At 64.7% G+C, this 19,796-nt stretch carries 16 protein-coding genes; 3 read left to right on the forward strand and 13 right to left on the reverse strand.

Annotation, left to right across the window (positions count from 1 at the left end):
- Positions 1-44 precede the first annotated feature (44 nt).
- Entirely contained in the window at positions 45-1,160 is a 1,116-nt protein-coding gene (locus AC1DEL_RS02165) for an extracellular catalytic domain type 1 short-chain-length polyhydroxyalkanoate depolymerase (RefSeq protein ID WP_092293533.1), read from the forward strand.
- Between the two features lie 21 nt (positions 1,161-1,181).
- Here the strand turns inward: AC1DEL_RS02165 and AC1DEL_RS02170 are convergent, their stop codons facing one another.
- Both AC1DEL_RS02170 and AC1DEL_RS02175 read right to left on the reverse strand, forming a co-directional pair.
- Positions 1,182-1,496, reverse strand: coding sequence for a 2Fe-2S iron-sulfur cluster-binding protein (locus AC1DEL_RS02170; protein ID WP_092293531.1), 315 nt, complete (start codon positions 1,494-1,496; stop codon positions 1,182-1,184).
- On the reverse strand, positions 1,489-2,094 hold the full coding sequence (locus tag AC1DEL_RS02175; protein ID WP_092293529.1) for an IMPACT family protein: 606 nt from the start codon (positions 2,092-2,094) through the stop codon (positions 1,489-1,491). Before AC1DEL_RS02175 ends, AC1DEL_RS02170 begins: the two co-directional genes overlap by 8 nt.
- 147 nt (positions 2,095-2,241) lie before the next feature.
- Here AC1DEL_RS02175 and AC1DEL_RS02180 point away from each other — a divergent pair, with 147 nt between their 5' ends.
- Positions 2,242-2,871 carry a DUF938 domain-containing protein gene (locus AC1DEL_RS02180; protein WP_441591348.1) on the forward strand — a complete coding sequence of 210 codons (630 nt, stop codon included), beginning with the start codon at positions 2,242-2,244 and terminating at the stop codon, positions 2,869-2,871.
- Here the strand turns inward: AC1DEL_RS02180 and AC1DEL_RS02185 are convergent.
- The 11 genes from AC1DEL_RS02185 to AC1DEL_RS02235 form a co-directional block, all read right to left on the reverse strand.
- Positions 2,868-3,632, reverse strand: coding sequence for a sulfite exporter TauE/SafE family protein (locus tag AC1DEL_RS02185; RefSeq protein ID WP_441591349.1), 765 nt, complete (start codon positions 3,630-3,632; stop codon positions 2,868-2,870). The two genes, AC1DEL_RS02180 and AC1DEL_RS02185, sit on opposite strands and share 4 nt — an antisense overlap.
- A gap of 102 nt (positions 3,633-3,734) precedes the next feature.
- Positions 3,735-4,265: a type VI secretion system lipoprotein TssJ gene (tssJ, locus tag AC1DEL_RS02190; RefSeq protein ID WP_477105119.1), complete on the reverse strand. Its 531-nt coding sequence runs from the start codon at positions 4,263-4,265 to the stop codon at positions 3,735-3,737.
- 17 nt (positions 4,266-4,282) lie between these two features.
- The gene (gene tssG, locus AC1DEL_RS02195) at positions 4,283-5,263 is read right to left on the reverse strand and encodes a type VI secretion system baseplate subunit TssG (RefSeq protein ID WP_477125143.1); all 981 of its coding nucleotides are present in this window, start codon (positions 5,261-5,263) and stop codon (positions 4,283-4,285) included.
- A gap of 74 nt (positions 5,264-5,337) precedes the next feature.
- On the reverse strand, positions 5,338-7,182 hold the full coding sequence (gene tssF / locus AC1DEL_RS02200; RefSeq protein WP_477125025.1) for a type VI secretion system baseplate subunit TssF: 1,845 nt from the start codon (positions 7,180-7,182) through the stop codon (positions 5,338-5,340).
- Between the two features lie 12 nt (positions 7,183-7,194).
- Entirely contained in the window at positions 7,195-8,760 is a 1,566-nt protein-coding gene (gene tssA, locus AC1DEL_RS02205; protein ID WP_477125024.1) for a type VI secretion system protein TssA, read from the reverse strand.
- Positions 8,753-11,329, reverse strand: coding sequence for an ImcF-related family protein (locus tag AC1DEL_RS02210; RefSeq protein WP_477125023.1), 2,577 nt, complete (start codon positions 11,327-11,329; stop codon positions 8,753-8,755). Before AC1DEL_RS02210 ends, tssA begins: the two co-directional genes overlap by 8 nt.
- 850 nt (positions 11,330-12,179) lie before the next feature.
- Positions 12,180-13,442, reverse strand: a complete 1,263-nt coding sequence (locus AC1DEL_RS02215) for a hypothetical protein (RefSeq protein WP_477113719.1) — start codon at positions 13,440-13,442, stop codon at positions 12,180-12,182.
- 3 nt (positions 13,443-13,445) lie between these two features.
- Positions 13,446-13,703, reverse strand: coding sequence for a PAAR domain-containing protein (locus AC1DEL_RS02220; protein ID WP_477108548.1), 258 nt, complete (start codon positions 13,701-13,703; stop codon positions 13,446-13,448).
- On the reverse strand, positions 13,703-14,347 hold the full coding sequence (locus AC1DEL_RS02225) for a hypothetical protein (RefSeq protein WP_477113720.1): 645 nt from the start codon (positions 14,345-14,347) through the stop codon (positions 13,703-13,705). Before AC1DEL_RS02225 ends, AC1DEL_RS02220 begins: the two co-directional genes overlap by 1 nt.
- Position 14,348: 1 nt before the next feature.
- Positions 14,349-16,586, reverse strand: coding sequence for a peptidase M23 (locus tag AC1DEL_RS02230; RefSeq protein WP_477113721.1), 2,238 nt, complete (start codon positions 16,584-16,586; stop codon positions 14,349-14,351).
- 57 nt (positions 16,587-16,643) lie between these two features.
- Positions 16,644-18,968 carry a type VI secretion system Vgr family protein gene (locus AC1DEL_RS02235; RefSeq protein WP_477125022.1) on the reverse strand — a complete coding sequence of 775 codons (2,325 nt, stop codon included), beginning with the start codon at positions 18,966-18,968 and terminating at the stop codon, positions 16,644-16,646.
- A 293-nt stretch (positions 18,969-19,261) separates the two neighbouring features.
- Between AC1DEL_RS02235 and tssB the strand changes: the two genes are divergently transcribed.
- The gene (gene tssB / locus AC1DEL_RS02240; protein WP_441591374.1) at positions 19,262-19,777 is read left to right on the forward strand and encodes a type VI secretion system contractile sheath small subunit; all 516 of its coding nucleotides are present in this window, start codon (positions 19,262-19,264) and stop codon (positions 19,775-19,777) included.
- Positions 19,778-19,796: the final 19 nt, after the last annotated feature.

The raw sequence follows: 19,796 nt of genomic DNA on the forward strand, positions 1-19,796 counted from the left end.
CGTGGCATCCGCCACGGCACCAGACGACGAAAGGGCGATGCGGCATGACACGGCGCAGGGGTACTACCCAACTGTGGGCAACGCTGGGCAAGCAGGCGGCGCGTAGCGCCCGGCGCCTGCAACGCACGGTGACCAATTCCGTGCTGAAGACGGCCAAGCAACAAAGCAGTGCGGTCAGCGAGGCCGTGGGCCGCGCCGTGGGCAAGGCTGCGCACCGGGCGCTGACCGGCGTGGTCACGCCGGCGCCGTCGCCGGTCAGCAAGGGCGGCGGGGTCTGGGAGGAGGGGGTCTGGGGCTTCACCCTTGGCCTGGGCGCGCTGGGCCAGCGGCGCTACCGGATCTTCGTGCCGCCAGGCGTGAGCGCCGCGCGACCTGCGCCGCTGCTGGTGTTGCTGCACGGCTGCGGGCAGGACGCCGCCAGCTTTGCCGCCTGCGCGCGCGTGACCACCGTGGCGCGCGATGCGCGCTGGGTGGTGCTGATGCCCGAGCAGTCGGTGCAGGCGAACTCGCAGCGCTGCTGGAACTGGTTCCGGCCGGACGCCCGGGGCGCATCCGAGGCGGCGCTGCTGATGTCGATGATCGACCATGTCTGCCGGCGCTACGCCATCATCGGCGAACGGGTCTGCACGCTGGGGCTGTCTGCGGGCGGGGCGATGGCGATGATGCTCGGCCTGCGCTATCCGGATCGTTTTGCCGCCGTGGGTTCGCACTCGGGCGCGGTGCCCTACAGCGCCGTCAACGCGGCCCAGGCCCCGCGAGCCATGCGCGGCGAGCGCGTACCGGACGCCGTGGCGGCCCGGCTGGCGCTGGCGGGCCGGCGACCGCCCCCGCTGCTGCTGCTGCACGGCGATGACGACACCGTGGTCACCTACGACAACGCCACGTCGGCCGCTGCACTGTGGCTGGAGCTGCTGCCGCCCGGCGCGCCCGCCCCCAAGGCCATGCCGCCCCGGCGCGTGCGGCGCGGCACCCGGCGTGCGGTGGATGTCTTCGACTGGCAGGCCGGCGTGCGGCCCTTTATGCGGCTGGTCAAGGTGGAGGGGCTGCGCCACGCCTGGAGCGGTGGCGCGCCGGGGCAGGCCTTCGCCGACCCGACCGGCCCGGATGCGCTGAAGATCGCCCTGCGCTTTTTCTCCGTGAACGGGCGCGGGCTGGCTTGATGGGGTGACTTACCCCGGGGTTTAGTTCGTGCCGACCGGCTCGAAGGCCACGTCGCTGGTCGGACACGCCACGCACGGCAGGATCAGGCCCTCGTCCTTTTCATCCGCACTGAGTCCCGGCCATTCGATCCGATAGCGCACGCTCCCCGCGTGAAGCTGGCTGATGCAGGCCCGGCAGGTGCCGTTGCGGCAGGAGCTGGGCAGGGCGACGCCTTCGAGCAAGGCCGCCTCCAACAGGCTCAGCGCGGCCGGCGCGGCGTAGTGCGTCTCGCCGGGCAGCACGCGGGCGGTGAATTCGGCGCTGTCGTGGGTGGTGATGTCGTCCGGATCAGGCATCGGCTTCCGGAAACTGGGCGCGGCCATGGGTGGCGTCGCGCAGGGTGGCGATGGCGGAATCGCGCAGCGTGGCCGGCAGGCGGATCACCAGCCGGGCCAGCGCGCCGTACTGGGTGTCGGCCAGCATGCAGCCCTCGCCAGCCATCGATTCGATCCAGCGGCGCACGCGCGGTTCGTCGGCATAGTCCACCTCGACATCCAGCGTGGCGTAGGCGATGCGCTCGACGCGCTCGGCGTCCTTGAGCGCGGCGGCGATCGCATCGGTATAGGCGCGCACGAGTCCACCCGCGCCGAGCTTGACCCCGCCGTAGTAGCGGATCACCGCCGCCAGCACGCCATCGAGATCATGGTGGCGCAGCACTTCGAGGATCGGCCGGCCCGCCGTGCCAGACGGCTCGCCGTCATCGGACATGCCCGACTGTCCACCCGCCAGCAGCGCCCAACACACATGCGTGGCCCCCGGGTGCTGCGCGCGCAGGTCCTGGAGCACTGCCATGGCGGCCTCGCGGTCCGGCACGGGCGTGGCCAGGCCGATAAAGCGGCTCTTGCGGATCTCGAGGTCCGAGTGGACGGGGGTGGCAAGCGTGTAGGTGGGCAAGGCGGCGAAAATCGGCCGAAACCGGCGGGGTGACTGGGCAGGAGGGGAGTGTAGCGCAGCCGGGGCGCTGCGCCGTCCGGGTCTGACCGCGCCGGGGCGCCGCGCCTGCTACCCTTGCGCCTGTCACCCGCGAAAACAGGAGCGCCCATGAACCGCCCGTCCCCCGACCTCGCCGCGCGCCGCATGGCGCCTGCCACCGAGCGCAACCGGGAGCCGATCCTTGCCGTGCTGCGCCAGGTGCTGCCGGCCAGCGGCACGGTGCTCGAGATTGCCAGCGGCACCGGCCAGCACGCCGCGCACTTTGCCGCCGCGCTGCCGGGCATCACCTGGCAGCCGAGCGACCCCGATGCCACCTGGCGCGAGTCGATCGCGGCCTGGGCGGCCCACGCCGGGGCGACGAACGTGCTGCCGCCGCTGGCCCTCGACGTGCGCGCGGAACCCTGGGGCATCGACGCCGTGGCCGCCATCGTCTGTATCAATATGGTCCACATCTCGCCGTGGGCGGCCGCCGAGGCGCTGTTCGCCGGCGCCGGCAAGCGGCTCGGGCCGGGCGGCGTGCTCTATCTCTACGGCCCTTACAAGCGCGACGGCGCTCACACGGCGCCCAGCAACGAAGCCTTCGACGCGCAGCTGCGTGCTGCCGATGCCGAATGGGGCGTGCGCGACATGGAAGCGGTGATCGCCCTCGGGGCTGCCCAAGGCATGACCTGCGACGCGCCCATCCCGATGCCGGCGAACAACTTCAGCCTGGTCTTCCGCAAGCCGGCGGCAGGCTAGCCGCGCACGAGCATGATCACCGCCGTGACGATCAGGCAGACGGCGAACGCGGCGCGCAGGCGGCGCTCCGGCATCCGGTGCGCCAGCGCCACGCCCCAGGAGATCGTCAGCATGCCGCCGAGCGAGAGCGGGATACCGCTGGTCCAGTCGACATGCCCGGCCTGGGCATAGGTCATCAGCGCGACCACGGCGCCCGGCGTGACCAGCGCCAGCGCCAGCCCCTGCGCGGCGGCCTGCCGCATGCCGAACAGGCCGACCAGCGCCGGCGCGGCTACCACGCCGCCGCCCACGCTGAAGAAGCCCGAGAAGAGCCCACCCACCACGCCCACAGCCGGAATCCAGCGCGATGACAGCCGCGCCTGCTGCTGGGTCACGGCCCGGCCGGGCATCAGGCGCCACAAAAAATACAGGGCAAGGCCGATCATGAAGATCGCGAAGATCCGGCGGAGGAGCTGGGCGTCCATGGCGGTGGCCAGCCGGGCGGAGAAGTAGGTGGCCAGCACGGCCGAGAGGCCGAGCACGATGGCGGTGCGCAGTTCGATATCGGCCCGCTTGCGGTACTGCCAGAAGCCGATGACCACGTTGGGCGCGATCATCACCAGCGAGGTGCCCTGGGCGAGCTGCTGGTCCATCCCGTAGAGCAGGCCGAGGGCCGGAATGGCGATCAGCCCTCCGCCGATGCCGAACAAGCCTCCGACCCCGCCGAGCAGCCCTCCAAGTCCGAAGATGAGCAGGGCAGACAGCAACGAATGGTCAGGCATGGTGAATCCGGGGGCATCAGGGGGGCGAAGAGCGTCGATGATACGCGGACATTGGGGGATACATGGCCGCCGCCCGGGGGCTACCCTTTAGCGATCCGCTAACTACCCCTTCGCCGGCGCAGTCAGCGCCAGCGTATTGGCGCGCACTTCCACCCTGACCGGATCGGTCTGCTTCCATTGCCGCCGGGGCACCACCAGCTTCCAGCCGGCTGCCTCGTCCGGGTTGCGGAACAGGGCGACGATGCCGACGAACTCGGCATCGGCATGCATCGGCTCGGCCAGGCTGACCCGCTCGTCCGGGCGCAGGACGACATCGCGCTGCGCCAGCAGGTCGGGCTTCAGCGCTGCCAGGTCGTTGGTCTGGAGCTGGGCGTAGCTCAGTTCGCGGAAGGCGTCGGGCGTCTTCAACTGGTAGACCCGGACCACCGTCGACAACGATTTCCCGGCGTCGGTGGCGTTCAGCGACGACCGGCTGGCGAGGTCGAGATTCATCGTCTTGACCTGCGTGGTGAAGGCCCACTTCGCGGCGTCCACGGTGTTGTCTTTCACGGCCTGGCCGATGCCGCAGCCGGCAAGGCTGGTGGCGAGGGTGGCGAACAGGCACATCGCCCCGGTGCGGAACGGCTGTCTCATCGTGTTTGTCTTCATGATTAGTGGTGGCTGGAGGAGTGGCGTTCGGGGCGGGCGGCGGGCTGGACGATGCCGTTCCAGATGCCCAGTTGCACCCGGGTCACGGCTTCCTCGGGCGCGGGCAGCTGGGTGGAGTAGCCCAGCCGCACCGCCCCGTCGTTCAGCGCCGGCGCCGGCATCAGCGACGTGCGCACGTGCATTTCGATACAGGCATGCGCGGTGTGCCCAAGGTAGAAGCGCAACAGGGCCATCACCTCCCGGTGCTGGGCGTGGCCGGGCATCAGGCCCTGCACGAGGTCCGCCGTGCGGGGCGTGATGACCACCCGCACGGCATTCGCGCGATCGAAAAACCCGCGCCCGAGCACGCAGTTCTGCCCGAGCGGCCGGCCTTCGTCGGCGCCGGCCGGCAGGCGGGTCCAGACCGGATGGAACTCATCCACGCGCACGCCGGCGTCTGGCACCGCGTGTTGCAGCACGCCGGCCAGGCCCTCGGCCGTGCGGGTGCGCTGGCTGGCCAGCCCCAGCATCGACAGCAGCTTCTGGGTGGGCACGGTGTTGCTGACGGCGGACCCGCCAAGACCGAGCCCGAGCAGGCTCAGCAGGTAGCGGGATACCTCGTCGCCGCCGTCGCGCCGGAAGCCCAGCGGGTAGCGGTACTTGCGCGCCACACGATAGAACTGCGTGACGATGCGGTGGTGGAACAGGTCGAGGAAGGCCGCCAGCGGCTCCGCGCCATCGCGCCGCTGGGCCACTTCGTCGACGAAATACGATGGCATACGGGCATCGACGCCATACAACCCCAGGAAGTTGGTGCGCACTACGGGCGGGGCGCCGGGGTGGTCCGGGTCACGCTCCACGGCGTCGATCTCGCGCCCCGGAAAGCCGAGCCGGCCGTTCGAGCGGAAGCGTACCGGCTCATTGGCCGGCGAATCGGTGGTGCCGAGCGGCGGGTGGCCTGGCGCCGCCAGCTCGATCAACTCGCACAGGCGGAAGAAGTTCATGCGCGGGGCATCGGCCAGCAATGCCTCGCTCAGACGGCGGGGTGCCCGGTTGTCCGGCGCGGTCTCCGGCGCGTTCAAAACGGCGCTCCCTGGCCCTTGCTGTCCGGCCACGTCAGCCGCTGTCCGGACGGTTGCGAGACAATCACGAGCCGCGTGTAGAGATTGAGCGTGGCGTACAGCGACAGGAAGCGGTTCAGCATCTCGCCGAACAGTTCGAGGTCGCCCGCGCCGGCAAAGCGCGTGCTGTCCAGCCAGACCTCGATCTCCACGCCGCGCAGCAGGCCGCCGCTCTCCAGTTTTTGCAAGGGGCGGTGCCGCACCTCGGCGATGGCGTCGATCCGTTGCCGGTTGGTCTCGCCGTCCGTCCAGTCATAGAGCGCCAGCGTGCCGCGCAGCACCTCCGCGTCGAGCAGCGAGAGGTAGTTCGGCGCCAGATGCGAGAGCACGCGCCAGTGGAAGCGGTCGCCGGTGGGCGGATAGACGGGCAGCGTCGGCGCCGTGAGGTTGCGGATCGACGCCACGTTGGTGAAGCCACCGCGCATCTGCGTGATGCCAGCCTCGCGCAGGCCCTTGCGCGGCAGCATGCCGTGGGTGCCGGTGACGGACAGGGACAGCGTTTCCTCGGGCAGCGTGTCCTGCTGCTCCCAGGCATGGCCGCCGAGCACCAGCCAGGTGTCCACCCGGCCTGACGGCCCGCGCCGCACGCGCGTGTGGAAGTAGCGCTCGGGCATCTCGTGCCGCAGCATGCCGCCGCGATGCCGGAACGCCGCGAATGGTGCGTACTCGAAGCGCTCGCCGCTGGCGGGCTCGAAGCCGCGCACGGTGTCCACCGAGTACGCCTCGACATGCCGGCCATGCTGCGCCATCGCCCGCACGCGGTACTCGGTCTCGCAGTGCGTAAGCGTGACCGGGTCAGCCTCGAGTTCGAACAGGTTGATGATCGGCGCGCAATGCAGCCGCACATTCTCGGCGGAGAAGCGCAGGTCGTCCGGGAACGGCCGGGCGAGCACGACCTCGACATCGAACTGTTCCGCCTCCGGCGCCAGCCGGGCGATGGCGGGGAGGTCGAGCCCGAAGAGGTCCACGAACATGAACTTCTCGGGGAACGTGAAGTACTCGAGCATCAGTTGGTAGCCGCCGAAGGCGTTGTCCGGCTTGGGCCACAGCCGCTCGTCGGCCGCGAAGCCGGCGGGCCGCAGCGACAGGCCCGGCATCGGGAGGGGCGTGCCGGGGCGGTCGTCCGGGTGACCCGGCACCCGGACGTGCATCGCCACCGGTTTGGCGGTCAGCGCGGCATAGAGCGCGAGCGCCAAGGGGCGGTCGGCATGGAGAAACAGCCGCAGGCGTGGCACCTCCAGCAGCGCGATCTTGGCCTGCGCCTGCAACGCCAGCCGCAGGCGGATCACCGAGCGGCCGTCCTCGCGGGTATAGGTGGCCGCTTCGGTCAGGCGCAGCGGATACAGGTCTACAGCCTGCGTGGTGCGGTAGATGCAGGCAACGCTGTCGGCCTGACTGCTCTGGCCTTGCCCCGGCTGCGCGCCCAGCGCAACCGGGTCGGAGACGACTTCCAGCCCGGCAGGCAGCACCTCGTGGCGTTGCAGCGTGCCCATGGCCGGCGCCATTTCGATGATCGAGAGCGACGGGATCATGCGCAGGTAGTGGGGCCACAGCATGCTGACGAGGCCCTCGGTCAATTCCGGCAGTTCATCGTCCAGTTTGTGACGCAGGCGGCCCATCAGGAAGGCGAAGCCCTCGAACAGCCGCTCGACGTGCGGGTCGCGCTCGCCGATGCGGTCCAGGTTCAGCATGCGCGCGCGGTCCGGGTAGGCCCGGGCGAACTCGGTGCCCGCTTCGCGCAGGTAGCGCATCTCCGCTTCGTAGTAGCGCAGGATCTCGTTGTCTTGGGTCGGGTGCTTCATGTCTCGGAAAGGCTAGGCGGTGGCGATGGCGCGCGCCGGGTCGATGGCGATCAGATCGGCCAGCAGGGTGTCGATGCGGTGGGCGATGGCGGGCTTGTCGGCGTCCTTGCGCGACAGCCGCGCCCGGAGCAACCGCAGCAGTTGCTGCTTGGCCTCGAACGCGAGGCCCGGCTCCCACGTGGCCAGCTGGAAGCGCGCGGCGGTGGCTTCCAGCGTGGCGAGCAGGTGCAGCGCCGTATCGGCGCGATCCGCGCGGGCGGCCACGCGCGCCATCACCAGTTGACGGATGAAGCGGTCGCGCTCGCCATCGGGCAAAGGCAGCCCTTGCAGCCACGCGAACGCCACGTCCAGACTCTGCTGCGCGGAGAGATCGATGGCCTGGGCCTCGGTTTCCGCCCAGTCGGTGCTGGCGGATGAGACCGACACCGGCGCGACGGCCTCGCCTCGCTCGACATCGCGCACGGTGGCGTGGCGCGCGATCCACTCGAGCGTGGTGTCGTCGGCGAATGGCGTGCCATCGGCAAAGCTCAGTTGCTCGATGCCGGGCAGCCGCTCCAGCATCAGCGCGCAGTCGGTGGCCAGCAGGTCCCGGACGCGCGCGTAGTCGCCGCCGGCCTGATCCTGCGCCGTGAAGGCGTAGTACTGGAGGTCCAGCCAGAAATGGTTGGCGCCCTCCGCAAAGGCGCGTTCAAGTCGATCGAGCAACTCCGGCCACTGCTTCTGCAACAGCAGGCGCTTGAGCTGGGCGCGTAGCTCGGCGCGCGGGGCGACCAGCCGCGTCTTGCCGCTGGGCTCGTGCGGCGGCGCCTCCGTCAGGGTGTCCCAACGGACGCAGCGCATGAGCCGGTACGCGGCCAGATAGCCCTGCGGCTGCTCGCGCAGGAACGTGGCCATCTGGCGCGCGCGGTCGAGCAGGTCGCGCGAGGAGGAAACGTCGCCTGCGGGCAGCGCCATCGGCGTTGCAGGTGACGCGGGCTCGGCGCCAGAGTCATGGGCGGCGGGCGATTCCACGCGGCCCTCGAAGCGCCGGAAGAGGGCGTCCAGCGCCGGCCGGGCGGCCTCCGGCCACTGCGCGGTGCGCTCGAGGATCAGCGCCAGCGCCGACAGCGTGCGCTCCAGCGGCAGCCCGGTCAGCCCGTGCACGCGGTCGAGCCGATCCGTGAACGTTGCGCTGGCGAGCCATTCGAGCGACGCCTTGCGGCTTTCGGCCCGGACGGGCAGCAGTTGCGTGCCGAAGCGGTCCACCAGCGCCGCCAGCAGCTCGAAGCCGGACGCGATGCCCTCCGCACCGTCCCGCCGCATGCGCGCGTAGAGATAGTAGGCGGCGAGCCGCGCATCCTTGGCGGTGCCCTGGAGCAGACGCTCCGCCGTCTCGACAATCAGCGTGTCGTTGACATCGGACAGCTTGGCGACTTCGTCCTTGATGGCGAGGAAGTCGTCGTCGTAGCCTGGGTCGTCCCCGGCGGGCGCATCGGGGCGGATGGGCCGCAGCCACGGTTCCCATCGCGCGATGGCCGCCCGGGCCAGATCCGACGGCGCGCGCGTGCCGAACAGCGCGTTGAGCAACTGGTTAAACATCGTTCCCCTTGGTGGTGGATGGTTGGGGCTTGTCGAGGAAGATCCGGGACGGCAGCACGAAATCGCGCAGCGAGAGCAGTTCGAGCGGCCCATGGCCAAGCTCGGTGCGCAACTGGTAGCGGATGGGGTAGGTGACGTCCTTGGCCGGCGGCTGCATGGCCGGGCGCGCGGTGAGGCTGTCGGGGTCCGGCGCCGCAGCCACGACGGGGCAATCCGGCTGGCCCTGCCATGTGAGCTGGAACGTGGCGCTGTCGATCGGCTCGATGCTGGCCCGCTCGAGCATCCTGACGAGGCCCCATCGTCCGGTGAACTCATAGTGCTTGTTGGTGCCGGCCGTCTCGGCCTGCCACTGGAGCCGGGTGCCGGGGTTCTCCAGGTTGCTCGCCGGCCACGTCATGGCTTGCCAGTGTTCGCGCTGGTTGTAGTAGTGGAGGGTCTGGCCGTCGAGGGTCAGTAGCGTATCGGTCAGGCCCGGCGTGGGAATCGGCTTCATCTCGAACTGGTAGCGGGGCTCGCCTTGCGTGAGCAGCCGCGTGCCGATGCGCTGGAGCCGGTTGATCGCCGCAAGGAAGGCCGGATCGAACGCGAGCGCGTGCCCGCCCGACGCCGCCGGCTGCCACGCATCGCCCTGCAGTTCGAGCACGCCGGCGAGCTGGGCCGTGAGAAAGCCGTGGATCAGCCCGCCCTGCGGACGCAGGAAGCGGGCCAGTTCCGGCAGCGAGGCGTCGTTGGCGGTATCCGCAAACGGGTAGCGGCCGGCGAAGGCGCGGCCCCATGCCATGGCGATGCTGTCTCGCCAGGCGGCGTTCAGGCTGGCCTGCGCCGGCTGGAGCACGGTCTGGGTCGCCTGGGCGATGGGACGCACGAACAGCGCCTCCCCCATCCCGGCCCACTCGGCGCCGAGGCTTGCGGCAATCAGTTGCGCGTACGCCTGGGTATCGGCCAACTCCGAGCCCTTGCCCTGGAACAGCGCCTGCGCCATCTGGCGGGCCTGGGCGTCGGCGTCCGGGCTGTGGCTGACCTGCTGGAGCCGCAACCGCAGGGCCGTCGCGCGATCGAGGAAGCGCTGCAGGCTCATGTCGCCGCCGGCACCTTCACCAACGGCCATCAGCCGCTGGATGGGTCCGAAGGTCGAGCCCAGCGGGCCGGCGGTGTCGGGCTTGACGATCCCGGCGCTGGCTGCCTTCTTGCCGAGCATGTCCTGCGCCTTGGCGACGAGCGTGTCGGACAGCGAGTCCTTCCGCGCGCCCGCGCCGCCCTGGTAATCGAGTGACTTCATTAGCGCGATTACAGGCGACTGCCGCGCATCGGCCATCAGCTTCAACTGGTCGATGGCTGCCGGCAACGTGGGCGCGGGCTCCCACTGGAGGCTGTTCATGAAGCGCTGCCACTGCTCGGCGTAATCGGCGAAATACTGGGCGATGAGCGTGGCCTGCAAGTCATTTGGGCTGTCCGACTGCTGGGCATTGCCGTCTGACAGCACCCAATCGCTGGCGACTTCCGTGCGCTTGGCGGCCCGCGCGATGGCTTCGGCCACGTGGCCCTCGTAGGCCTGCCGGGTGTAGGCGCCGGGCACCAGCGCATTGGCTCGGACCAGCCCGCGCGCGTCGGTGCCGGGGGTGAGCGACACCAGCGTCTGATCCGCGTACTTGTTGCCGATGCCATCGATCACCTGGCGGTAGATCGTGTCCTGCGCGTTGCGCTGGCCGATGACCGCCAGCACCGTGCGCCGCGCGCCGGCCACCAGCTCGGGGCTCGCCTCGATGCGCCAGTCGGGATGGGCCTTGACGCGGGCGGCATGGAACGTGAGCAGCCGCTCCGCCAGATCGTCCCGCTCGCCCGGCGTGATACGGGCCTCCGTCTGCCAGTGCCGGACCAGTTGCGGCCCGAGGAAGTCTGGCTCGGCGCGCTCGGGGTTGGCCAGCATCAGATAGGTCTTGAGCGTGTGATGGCCGTCCAGCGCCCACTGGCTGGCCTGCGCGTCGAGCCCATCCACCGGCATCTGGGAGAGATCGACGAGCACATCCTCCAGATCCTGCTGAATCGGACTGACGAGAAGCTCGCGGCTGGCCGCCGCATAGGGCTTCCACATGGCCGCAAGCAGGGCGGCGTCGCGGTTCAGGCCGAAGCGGGTGGTGAGCGGCGCGTGATGACCGGGGCGCGGTTCGTAGCGTGCGATCTGGTGTTGGAGGGCGACGAGCGAGCGGAGGCGCCCGGCTGGGCTCAACTCGGATGCGTTGGCATCGATAGCCCACTGCGTGGCGTGGATGTTGCGGGCGTTCTGGAAGCCTGAAAGGAGCATCCCGGCCGTCCACAGCCCGATGGCGCCGAGGGCGATGGTCGAGAGCACGGTAACGGGATGGAAGCCGACACGCCGGCCGGGATGACGGCGGGCGGAATCGGCGATGTGTTGCCAGAGGGGGAGGTGGGTGGTGGTATCGGAGTTTGGATAGGGAGAAAACACCATCCCGGCAAGCGGAACAGGGCTGCTGCGCGAATTCGTCAGCCCCGCCGCCCATTCGGCCAACTCGCTGATGCGCTTGTCGAGTTGTTGGGACAGGGTCGCCATGTAGCGGTCTGTGTGGTCAGCGGTCAGCTGTGCGGTGCCACGGCGGGCGAGGGTGTGGCGTAGGGTCTCCAACGATCTCTTGCAGGCTTCGGCATCCGCAAATTGGCTCCATTCGCAAGCGACCACCGCTGCATCGGGCTTGGCCGTGGCATGCGATTGCGTAATGTCAAGCGCGTAGACCGGCGCGGACCAGCGCAGCACCCTCCCGATGTGGGTTAATGAAGCGACGTGCCGATGTGTGCCACCTTGTGATGACGGTTTCCCTTCCTCCCCGCCATTAGTAATCAGCACAATTGCGTCCACCGGGCGATGGCGTCGCAGCCGGCACACTTGCTTCAGCCAGTCGGCGTCCGCTTGGCCAGCCTCGGTCGGCCGATGCCACAGCAGTACCGCGTTGGGGGTGACCGTCCAGCGGCGTTCCTCGGCATTGGGAACGAGTCGCGCAATCGCCGTATCATCTCCAGTCAGCAGCAGCCAGGGCTGGCGATGCCGCCAACGGTATCCGTGGTCGCGGGATAGCTCGTTCCGAAGATCACGCAGCCGCGAAGCCGGGCTTGCACTCGTCTTGGTGTCTGACGTCCGACCGATGTTAGTCCGCTGTCGAAACAGCCAACCTGCGGCCCGATAGGCACCCACGCGAGAAGCGAGCGCATGAATCGCCATCGCCGATGTCACGATCGCAACGAGCCACAGCGTGGCCGTCTTCTTCGACGCAGTGGTCGGCCAGCCCAGGTCATCGCCCCAAAGCCAGATTGCGGCCAAGCCGAATATGGCCAACGACGCCACGACCAACAGGAAGCCCCATGAGAGGATCGGCGCTGCCCCTGCAGTGCCTTGGTGCGGTACATCGCTAGACATTGACATCTGATTCCAATTTCCTTGCCACTGAATAGACGACGGCGAGCTGCATGTCGCCCCCTTCGGTCAATACCAGCTGGGGGCCGGTGTCCTCCGATTCGATCGCACCACAAACGGCGATCCATCCCGCCGCCGCGCCTGCATGACCGAGAATGCGATCAAGGTGATGCTGACTGCCGGGGTCTGATAGTTGGGTGAGACCGGCGTCCGCCAAGCCCCTCGCGACGGCCGCATCCGCATCGCTTTCGACGCCAGCGATCCACAGGCGCTTGATCGCACTTGGGGAGGTGGAGCCTGCACGGAGTGCCTCGGCGAACCCTTCCGTCAGTGCGCTCAATGGGCATGTCACGGGGCGATGGAGCCTGCCGACTGAATGCACATCACTCGGAAGTGCCAGGCTGTCTGGAACCATCAGCAGCGCTGCGCCCGCTTCGGCGCTCTCTTTCGGGGGGAATTCATGCAGTTGTGTGGCGAGCAAGAGCAAGGGCGTCGATGGTTCGCGGTCCAGCCACTCATCCGCGAGCAGGAGCGATTGGATACTCGTGGTGTCGACAACAAGCGCATCGAGATCCGTCAAGCCATTCGCGTCCAAGACGCGCCGCAGTTGCTGCAAACGGTCCTTTGCTGTCGCTGACGTGCCGTTGATCAGCCGGATTTCGGGGGCGTAGCGACCACCATGCCGATGCAATGCTACGAGGGTATCCAAGACAGGATTCAGGAGCTTCTCCAGGAGCACATCGAAGCGATCTAGCACCGTCGCATCGGCGCCCTCTTGCTTGGATACATTCAATTCCTCGTCCCATTCTGGCAACGGGCTATGACGTACCAAATCGGCACCCATACGCACGGGCCGCGCTGCGAGTTGCACCTTACCCGGGTGCAGAACGTCGACAAGGGACAGGTCCGGACTCGGTACACAGTGAGACGATGCGATAATATGCAACGGCACTTGCGAGCGTGAAACCAACCGGTGCAGGTATTCCTCCCGATGTTGGTTGTGATACAGCGCCGCCAGATACGCGCTTTCATAGCTGTGACGAAACCATCCCAGCACTAATGCAAAAACGATCTGGGGCGCAGCGAGGATGGCGAACCAGAATTGGGGGCCCTGTGCGGGCCTCCCGGTTGGCCACAAGAGCACGACGACTGCCGCTCCCATTGCCGTGCAAAGTGCCCAGAGCAATACCCATTGCCGTGGACGGGTTCGATCGGGAAACATCATGTCGGAGCCGGCTTTGGCATAGTCGATTGGCATGGCTTACCCCTTCCCTGCCGTCATAAGCGACGAGATCAGGCGACAGCCACACGCGCATTTATGGAGATGCAGCGCGATGGGTTTGCCTTTATCGGTGAAGGCGCGATCGCCTTCGGCGATACAGGTGTCGCCATGAACGTTGCATCGCGCCGGATCTCCTTGCCGTGCGATGCCACGACCCATGAACACCATGGCGCTGGAACCGGCTAACACCGTTCCGCCGTTCTCGAGTTTGTCGCTGACTCTGACCGCTCCGCGCATTAATTTCTTCCTCTCGATTTCCTAAACAACTCGCTACAAACCTCAGGTGTCGCGAACACACGTTTGTTGTGTTTGACGTCCCACACTCCCGGAAACGCCTGCGGATCGCAGTCGATTGAACCCGATGGGGCAACATAATCTCCGCTCGGAGATATGATCGAAGACCCTGCAATTCCATCATTCTGAAAGGCATGCTTTGTCAACTCAGACATTCGCTTGTTGGGTGAATATGATCCCGCAATTGATACGAGATTTTTGGTCGTGCCGATGCGAGCGACCGTTGCTAGATATAAGAACGGTCGCACACTTACGAAATCCAAGGAAATATAGATTTCCTTTTCTAAGTTAATGTCCGTCAGAAATCCAACCCCTTCCGGAATCGTGTTCACACGGACAGGCACATCAATCTCGCAGTTCTCCAAATTTTCTCGGCTCAGGTACCCTCGTGCGGAAATAATCACTGCTGATCCGTCGTGACTTGTCGTAGCGAAATTTGCTGAATCGGACAACAAGCATGTTTGGGACGAGCCGTCAGTACGTATGGTGATTTTATCCCCCGAGGCCTCATATTCAGTGGCTGCGCATGAAAGCGCTGGAATCAGAAGGCATGTTGTAATGACGGAGGTAAGGAATGCGTCGCTCATATCAACCCAGTATCAATTTTGCGGCACGAGTAAATTTAAAACGTTCGTCTTCAGCGAGTCTTCCGCCGTTAATGGATACTGTGACCGCGGTGGAAATTTTCTTCTCAGCGGAAATAGCCACGGCAGAGAATGCGAGAGAAGATCTATCCTTGTCGATATTAATAAAGACGTTGGGACGGCAAAATCTCATATAGAAAGCCCCGCTATCTATACAATTTTCCGGCAGGGCCACCCGGTGTGGGTTATTTATAACGATTGGCTTCAATTTCATCCCTGTTCGATTTTTTGCTTTGAACGAGGGGTCGGTCCACCAACTGCGAGAGAATTCTTCGGAATTCCATCCTCGAAATACCCAGTAGTCGGCATAATTACTCCTCCCGGTAAGCTGTTTGAATCCACGGCCTCGGAACTTCTGTGCATCCTCGAAATCGCAGTTTCCATTCCTCCAGTCGTAGGAGCTAGCAATACGTGTTCCCTTGCTGTTGAACTTTGTTGACCCATACCAAGGGTCGTGCTCTGCTGGGTGCTCTCCATACCAATGGCCGAGGTCAGATTCACGTGATCGCGAGAGGCGATTCAATTCGCTGCCATATAAACCGTCGGGCTTCATATCCCCGGTCATACTGAGTTCCTGCATCTGCGTGAGATGTGCACTTTCCACTGCGCCTTGTCCAAGGAAATGCGCTAGCCGCGTAGGCGTGGTAATGCCAAACTTCCTCGTTGCGAAATTGAGGGGAGTGAGATACTCTGCGCGGAGGCTTTCCAAATCCGTTTTCGGATGGGACTTGTTCGGATATATCTGAGCGAACTCTTTTGAACCAAGCCACGCACATTTGCGAAAATGTCTGATAAAGCTTAGGGGGTGGAAGAACCAAAGCCGATCCGACGCCGTAGGTGGCAAGCCTGTTTTACCCCAAAACTGGCACTTCTCATGTAGTCTAATGAACCTTTCGTAGCCGCTTTCATTGCCGGCGTAGAACTCTCCCCTTTCCTTGATTTTGCGATAGCGTGCGTCGTTGTTCGTGCCGTCCCACTCCGATGGCATTTCGCAAACTAACCCTTTTAGCTTCCTTTTTACGTCGTCGCCCATGTGCACGTAGTAGCGCAGTTCCTTGTCCGCGGACGTTCCTATATACGGGTTGTGTTCAGGGTTTTTTTGCTTAAGTAGTGCCTTAAGTGACTCGATATCGCACAGGCCATCCTGTGTGAACGGACCGGTTGTCTCGCGTACCGTTTGCCATCCTGCGAATATAGGAAAATCTGCGTCAGAGAGTTTTTGGATACGTGGATCGTTGACATCAACATACCCTTCCGCGTTCTCATCGAACGCAACGCGAAACCAAGTTGTCCTCGCAGCCGATGGTAGCGTTGCCGGCCGGCTTAAAATTCTTCCAAAGCGCAACAGCTCGTACCCGTCGCTAGGGCAGGCCGGGTATAACGAGGAGGCACGCTGATGCATGTTGTACTCGTAGTCTGTCTCCTTAATAGGAGCTGTGGTCAGGAGCGTACGCACACCATTTCCGTTATCGCGCCATACGCGAGTAACCTTCTTCCCGAGATGGAAACAGACTTCGATGTAAAGCTCCCGCTCGGTCGCCGCAATACCCTTCAGCGGAGGAAAATCAATGCCCTTTAACCTGTTTCCTATCGTGCCGGGTGGTTGCGGGAGAATCGGAGTGCCTCTGGGCAAAACGTAATAGCTGTTTCCCCAATAGTCCGTCCCAGATGGCGTCGTCGGCGCTGCCTGACCAAGCTGCGTGCCACTGAAATAGGTCTCGAAATCCGCCGTTGTCATGAAGATCTCGAAATGAAGATACATGGCTCCATCGCATCGCCCTGTCCAGCCTAGTATCTCCTTTCGGTGGACTCGCTTGCCCTTGCCTGCTTTCGCCTCCGTTGGCATGCGCAACCAGTCGGGCAGGCGAGCTGGATCGCAGTTGCCGCCATATCCACCGAGGTGACGAAGGTGCATATAGAGGGAGTAGTATCGGAGCACGCGCCCTTCACCGGTCTCGCTCTCATGCCGCAAAAGCACGAATCCGGTGTTGGTGTCCCTGATTTCTCCCTCGTGCCCTTCGGGGTGCTGGCAGACGCGATAGGCCACAACCTCCCCATCTGCAATCGCTCTCACAGGATCGTTCTGATGTTCGGGTGCCAAGTGACAGCCGCCGTGCCAACGCCGGTCGGAGCAGATCGGATATGTTCCATGAAGCTGTTCGCGGCGATCGGCCCAATCCATCAGGTCCGATGCACTGTCGGTGAGAGGTAGAAACGGAGGACTAATGATCATGGCGTGTTAGACGGATAAGCGGTATTTGCCGATGGACAACGGCTCACTGATCGGCAAGACAGGTAAGACAGCATCCAGCCTGTCGGGCCCGGAATAGCTGAAGGACGCGCTTTTGATGTTGAAGTCGCCCGGGCATCCGATTTCAATGCTTCCGCCCTCCAGTCTGATGTAGGCGCCATCGCACATTAGGGTGAGTTTTCCTTGTGCAGACACAACGACGTCGTCGTCTGCGCTGGCAATGTGCAACCGCTTGGCGGAAAACAAGTCAAGCGCGTCGGTCTGCGCCTGGATTTCGACTTTTCCCTTTGCAGCAAATAGCTTGACCCCCAACTTGTGGGCGCATAACGAGATTAATTCGCCGGCTGCGACAGCGAAGCGTCTCACGGCGCTCACATCGATCTGTTTGCCGGATGTCAAGATGACGTTTCCACTTGCGCTATGCTGAATCGATTCGGGCGTAAGGAAAGCAATTCCACCGGGTGCAGTCGCGAGAATGCCTGCGCCCCTAAGTTGGTCCATGGCCGAAAGTAGTTCCGACTGGGTGGTGTTGTCCGCCGGTGTCGCGCCAGCCTGTGTCGTCGCGTGCGCCAGCGCTGATACTCGGTCTAGCGCCAGACGCAGTTCGGACAGCGCCTCCTGCATGTCAAGCTGATGCCCGGTACCGCGCTTGCGGACGTCGGCACTCAGTAGGAGTCCCTTGCTCCTGATGCTGCCCGCCGCATCGGTCCGCAACTCGAACCCCTCCCCCCGCTTCCTCCACTTCCCATCCACCATATGGCCAAGTGTCAGCTGCGATTTGCCGGAATGCTCCGTGGACAGCTTGACGTGCTCCTGGCCCTCCCAGTCCTCGAACTCGAGCTTGTTGTCGCTTTGCGTGCGGATGACGTTGCGCGACAGCCAGCGGTCATGATTGGTGATCAGGTCCGTCTGGCGGCTGTTGTGGTGAACATGAGCGATGTAGGGCTTGTTCGGGTTCCCGTCCCGGAACGCGATGGCGGCTTCGGTGCCGTCGATTAGTGGAAAGTGGAAGCCTGTCTGGAATGCCCCGGCGAATGGCTTTGCCAGCCGCAGTGGCACGCACTCACCACCACCGGGCCATTTCTCGAAATCGAAGTCGAAGCGGACGGTGTAGTAGCCCTGCTGCGTCAGGTAGGCGTACGTGTATTGGCTGGGTGAGGTAATGCGGGCGCTCAGCGTGCCTGCGATCTTTGGCCAGTTGGCCTCATCCAGCGGCAGCCGGAAGCGACGATCGGATGGGATCGATTTGAAGGTATTGCGATACGCCGCATCGCGCGCGCCGGTGTGGGTGACTTCGGTGATGACCTGCCCGTTTGGGGCGTCGGGCAAGTCGAGATCCATTCTCAGGATCCGCGCCGGACGCAGTTCCAGGACGTTGCTCTCGCCCTCGTATTCGACCTGAGACGCCATCGCCGCCTCATGACGAAGCTGCGCTTCCCATTTGGCACCATCGAAATCAAGGTGATGCGTACCGAAGACATACGGTTGCCCGTAAGTGGTCTTGTCCTTCCTCGCGACGTTGGCTTCGCCCTTCAAGGGTTCCCATGCCAGATCCGGGTTGTAATCTGCCACGAGGAACGATTCGGGGACCGTTTTAGCATTAGTACGAATGCCAAAGACGGCTTCGATGCCGGCCTCAAGCCCGGCCGATTCCCGATAGGGCACACGCAATTCAGGCTTGTAGAGGTAATGGTCGATGTCGTCGCCAAACACCACCATCTCGCCGAATTTCCCCGGCAGGAAATAGGAATAGAGCCCTTCCTGCTCCATCAGTAGCCGGATGAAGTCCCAATCGGACATCTGGTACTGCAAGCGGAACGGGTGCTGCGGGTACTCGCGCCGAAGCTTGAAAGCGAACTGGTGACCAACCAGTTCGTGCCGCCGCAGGATCGCCTCGATGATCTGGGGCGCGGTCTGGTGCTGGTAGATGCGGGTGGATTGGGTCAGCCGAAGCCGTGCCACTAGCGGTTCCACCACCATCTGGTAGCCGTGAAAATCCTGCGTCTGCTTCGTCTTGGAGAACTGCGTGATGCAACCCGCGAACTTGCGCGGCTCGGTGCCATCACCAGGGTCGATCTCGAATGTCGCGGGCTTGCCGAGGTAGCTGGCGCGCTCAAGCTCCAGCGGATGCGTAAGCTGGACAGTGACGGCGTAGGGAGCGCCGAGCTTCTCCACCGCTTCGAACGACACCACCGACAGACCCACGGCGGTCTCCGCGCCCGGCACCTTCAGGAAGTAAGACTGCTGGCCACCGCCCAGTCCCTTGAGCAGCGCTTCCCCGTATGCCTTCAGTGTTGCAACCCCACCCGACATCGTCTCTCTCCAAGGCCGGGCAATCCGGCGTAACAGGTCAGGCGTGCCGCTTCGCAAGCGACATGCTCCTGCGCGCCGCACCTTACCGTCTTGTGGCTTTCAGGAAAATAGGACTGGATCGAATTATTGATTTAGATAAAAAAGATCAAAAATCCGATGAATTTTAGGAAGTCACCTAAATACAGTGGGAAATAAAAAAGATAGTCTCCCGCACTTGCGTGTCTACCGGCCATGCGGCGATCGACGAATCGAGTGCCGTGCGGATTGAAAACCTGTTGGAGAAGGAATCGAGAATGGCAGAGAGCTTCCAGAACGAAGTGCCCAAGGCGCGGGTCAACATCAAGCTGGATTTGCATACCGGCGGCGCGCAGAAGAAGGTGGAATTGCCACTGAAGCTGCTGGTGATGGGCGACTACAGTAATGGGCAGGACACCCGCGCGCTGGCGGAGCGGGAGAAGGTTTCCATCAACAAGAACAACTTCAATGCGGTCCTGGCGGACTTCAATCCGCGGGCGAAGATTGCCGTCGAGAACACGCTCGCCGCCGATGGCTCCGAGCTGCCCGTTGATCTCGACTTCCATTCCATGGATGACTTCAAGCCGGAGGTAGTCGCCGGCAAGGTGCCCGAGCTGCGCGCGCTGATGGCGGCGCGCAATCTGCTGCGCGATCTCAAGTCGAACCTGCTCGACAACGCGATGTTTCGCCGCGAGCTCGAGAAGATCCTCAAGGACCCCGGGCTGTCCGAGCGCCTGCGCGCCGATCTGCAGAAGATTGGCCAGGCCGCCCCGGCTCCGGCCTCCGCCCAGTAACCCGTTACCCGAGGATTTT

Source organism: Cupriavidus sp. 10L43_2, assembly GCF_056395265.1.

Bases quoted from the DNA above. Each gene is read 5' to 3' on its own strand.
- AC1DEL_RS02165 (WP_092293533.1), top strand. From the start codon at position 45: ATGACACGGCGCAGGGGTACTACCCAACTGTGGGCAACGCTGGGCAAG.
- AC1DEL_RS02170 (WP_092293531.1), bottom strand. From the start codon at position 1,496: ATGCCTGATCCGGACGACATCACCACCCACGACAGCGCCGAATTCACC.
- AC1DEL_RS02180 (WP_441591348.1), top strand. From the start codon at position 2,242: ATGAACCGCCCGTCCCCCGACCTCGCCGCGCGCCGCATGGCGCCTGCC.
- AC1DEL_RS02185 (WP_441591349.1), bottom strand. From the start codon at position 3,632: ATGCCTGACCATTCGTTGCTGTCTGCCCTGCTCATCTTCGGACTTGGA.
- tssJ (WP_477105119.1), bottom strand. From the start codon at position 4,265: ATGAGACAGCCGTTCCGCACCGGGGCGATGTGCCTGTTCGCCACCCTC.
- tssG (WP_477125143.1), bottom strand. From the start codon at position 5,263: ATGAACTTCTTCCGCCTGTGCGAGTTGATCGAGCTGGCGGCGCCAGGC.
- tssF (WP_477125025.1), bottom strand. From the start codon at position 7,182: ATGAAGCACCCGACCCAAGACAACGAGATCCTGCGCTACTACGAAGCG.
- tssA (WP_477125024.1), bottom strand. From the start codon at position 8,760: ATGTTTAACCAGTTGCTCAACGCGCTGTTCGGCACGCGCGCGCCGTCG.
- AC1DEL_RS02210 (WP_477125023.1), bottom strand. From the start codon at position 11,329: ATGGCGACCCTGTCCCAACAACTCGACAAGCGCATCAGCGAGTTGGCC.
- AC1DEL_RS02215 (WP_477113719.1), bottom strand. From the start codon at position 13,442: ATGCCAATCGACTATGCCAAAGCCGGCTCCGACATGATGTTTCCCGAT.
- AC1DEL_RS02220 (WP_477108548.1), bottom strand. From the start codon at position 13,703: ATGCGCGGAGCGGTCAGAGTCAGCGACAAACTCGAGAACGGCGGAACG.
- AC1DEL_RS02225 (WP_477113720.1), bottom strand. From the start codon at position 14,347: ATGAGCGACGCATTCCTTACCTCCGTCATTACAACATGCCTTCTGATT.
- AC1DEL_RS02230 (WP_477113721.1), bottom strand. From the start codon at position 16,586: ATGGATTGGGCCGATCGCCGCGAACAGCTTCATGGAACATATCCGATC.
- AC1DEL_RS02235 (WP_477125022.1), bottom strand. From the start codon at position 18,968: ATGTCGGGTGGGGTTGCAACACTGAAGGCATACGGGGAAGCGCTGCTC.
- tssB (WP_441591374.1), top strand. From the start codon at position 19,262: ATGGCAGAGAGCTTCCAGAACGAAGTGCCCAAGGCGCGGGTCAACATC.